The organism is Streptomyces sp. NPDC127119 (assembly GCF_042677425.1).
GTDB lineage: Bacteria > Actinomycetota > Actinomycetes > Streptomycetales > Streptomycetaceae > Streptomyces.
In genome coordinates, this window is the sequence record NZ_JBHXTO010000298.1 from 1 (window position 1) to 2,684 (window position 2,684).

General features: G+C 74.4%; 1 protein-coding gene. It reads right to left on the reverse strand.

Annotation, left to right across the window (positions count from 1 at the left end; translation table 11 throughout):
• On the reverse strand, nucleotides 1-2,684 hold a 2,684-nt coding region (locus ACFVH5_RS44245), incomplete at both ends, for an SDR family NAD(P)-dependent oxidoreductase (protein WP_385839347.1).

The following is a 2,684-nucleotide window of genomic DNA, read 5'->3' on the forward strand; positions in this document are numbered from 1 at the left end:
ACGGAGGAGAACAGCACGAACGCGTCCAGGTCCATGTCCTGGGTCAGCCGGTGCAGGTTCCACGCACCGTCCACCTTCGGACGCAGCACCGCGTCCAGCCGGGCGCGGTCCAGTTCGGTGACCACTCCGTCGTCCAGCACACCTGCGCAGTGCACGACCGCGCCGAGCGGGTGCTCCTCCGGAAGCCCGGCGAGCAGATCCTCCAGCGCCCGGCGGTCGGCCACGTCGCAGGCCGCGACGGTGACCTCGGCGCCGAGACCGGTCAGCTCGTCGACGAGGGTGCCTGCCGCGTCGGGCCCACTCCTGCTGGTCAGCAGCAGCCTGCGGACACCGTGCCGCGTGATCAGGTGGCGGGCGAGAAGGGCACCGAGAGCGCCGGTGCCACCGGTGACGAGCACCGTCCGCTCCGCGTCGAACGCCGTGACGGGCAGCGGGTCGACGGTCACGGGAACGAGTCGGGGCACGAGCAGCCGGCCCTCACGCACGGCCAGTTGCGGCTCCCCGGCAGCCAGGGCCGTCCTGACGGCCTCGGCGGAGGCCGGTGAGCCGTCGAGGTCGACGAGGGTGAGCCGGTCCGGGTGCTCGGACTGCGCCGAGCGGATCAGGCCCCATACCGCCGCGGCGGCCGGACCGGCGCCGGAGCCGCCGGGGCCCGCGGCCACGTCCGTGGACACCGCGCACTCGGTGAGGACGACCAGGCGGGAGTCGGCGCCCCCGTCGGCCAGCGTGTCCTGGAGCAGTTCCAGCACGTGGGCGGTCGCGGTGTGCGCCGCCTGAGCCGGGTCGGTGCCGTCGCCGGCGGCGACCCTGACGACGACCGTACCGGGCCGGATCGCACCGGAGCGCAGGGCCGTTCGCATCGCTGCCGTGTCCGGGTACGCCTGTGCGGCGGGGCCGAGCGCCGCGAGGACCGCGGCGCCGAGCCGGTCGCTCGCCTCTCCCACCAGGGCCCAGGTGCTCCCCTCGGCGGATGCGGCGGCGTCCGGCGGGGTGGGCACCGTGCGCCACACGACCTCGTGCAGCGCGCCGTCGCGGCCGGAGTGGGCCGCTTCGAGCTGCTCGGGGCGGACCGGACGCAGGGCGAGGGAGGCGGCGGTCAGGACGGGTAGGCCGGAGGGGTCCGTGATCCGCAGGGACACCGTCTCCGGTGCCGGGCGGGTGATCCGGACGCGCAGGGCGTGCGCACCGGTCGCGTGCAGGGTCACTTCGCTCCATGCGAAGGGCACATGAATCGTGCCGTCCGCGTCGGACGTGGCCAGCAGGAACGGGTGCAGCGCGGAGTCGAGCAGACCGGGGTGGACGCCGTAACGATCCGGGCCGGTACCGGGGGGCAGCGCGACCTCGGCGTACAGCGTGTCGCCGTCCCGCCAGGCGGCCTTCATGCCCTGGAAGACCGGGCCGTAGCCGAGCCCCGCTTCGGCGATCCGCCGGTAGAAGCCGTCGGTGTCCAGGGGCTCCGCGGCGGCCGGGGGCCAGTCCGCGTCCGAGGCCGGAGCGGCGGGTGCGGCGCTGCCCGCCGGCGCGTCGGTGAGCGTGCCGGTGACGTGACAGGTCCAGTCGGAGCCCCATGGGGCGTCCTCGGGCCGGGTGTGGACGGCGAAGGCCCGCCGCCCTGTGTCGTCCGCCGGCCGGACGAGGACCCGCAGTTGCAGGGCGCCGCGGTCGGGAAGGGCCAGGAACGCGTGGTGAACCAGCTCTTCGACGCGCGTGCAGCCCACCAGGGTCGCGGCGTGCAGCAGCATGTCCACGAAAGCCACGCCCGGCATGACCGGGGTGCCGAAGACGGCGTGCTCGGCCGCCCAGGCGGGGGCCGAGGCGTTCACCCGGCCGGTCAGGAGCAGCCCGCCCTGGTCGGGCAGTTCGGCCGCGGTCGTCAGCAGCGGGTGTCCCGTGGCGGTCAGACCCGCCGACGCCACGTCGCCCGTGGTGCCGGCGGTGAACCAGTGCCGTTCCCGCTGGAAGGCGTAGGTGGGAAGGTCGGGGAGCGTGCGCGGCGCCCCGAGGTGCGCGGTCAGGTCGGCCGGTGCCCCGTTGGCGTGGACCTGCGCCAGGGCGGTGAGGAAGGTGACGGGCTCGGGGTGCCCGGTCCTCAGGACGGCGGTGCCGGTGGCCTTCCCCGCGGTGGCCTCGTTCACGAGCGCGGTCAGGACCGGATCGGGGCCGAGTTCGAGGAAGTGGCGGACGCCCTGTTCGTGGAGGGTGCTGACGCCGTCGGCGAAGCGGACCGCTTCCCGCACGTGACGGACCCAGTAGGCGGGGGTGGTGAGGTGGTCGGGATCGGCGATCAGGCCGGTCAGGTTGGAGACCAGGGGGATGGTCGGTGCGTGGTAGGTGAGGTCCGCGGCGACGCGCTCGAACGCCTCCAGCATGGGATCCATGTGGGGTGAGTGGAAGGCGTGGGAGACGGTGAGGCGCCGGGTCTTGACGCCGTGCTCCTTGAGGACGGCGGCGAGGTCCGTGGTGAGGTCCTCGTCGCCCGAGATGACGAGGGAGGAGGGCCCGTTGACCGCCGCGACGGAGACGTGCTGCTCCAGACCTTCGAGCAGCGGACGGACTTCGTCCTCCGCGGTGCGCAGGGCGATCATGGCACCGTGGGTGGGGAGGGCTTGCATGAGGGTGCCGCGGGCGGCGACGAGTCGGCAGGCGTCGTCGAGTGAGAAGACGCCTGCGACGTGGGCGGCGGT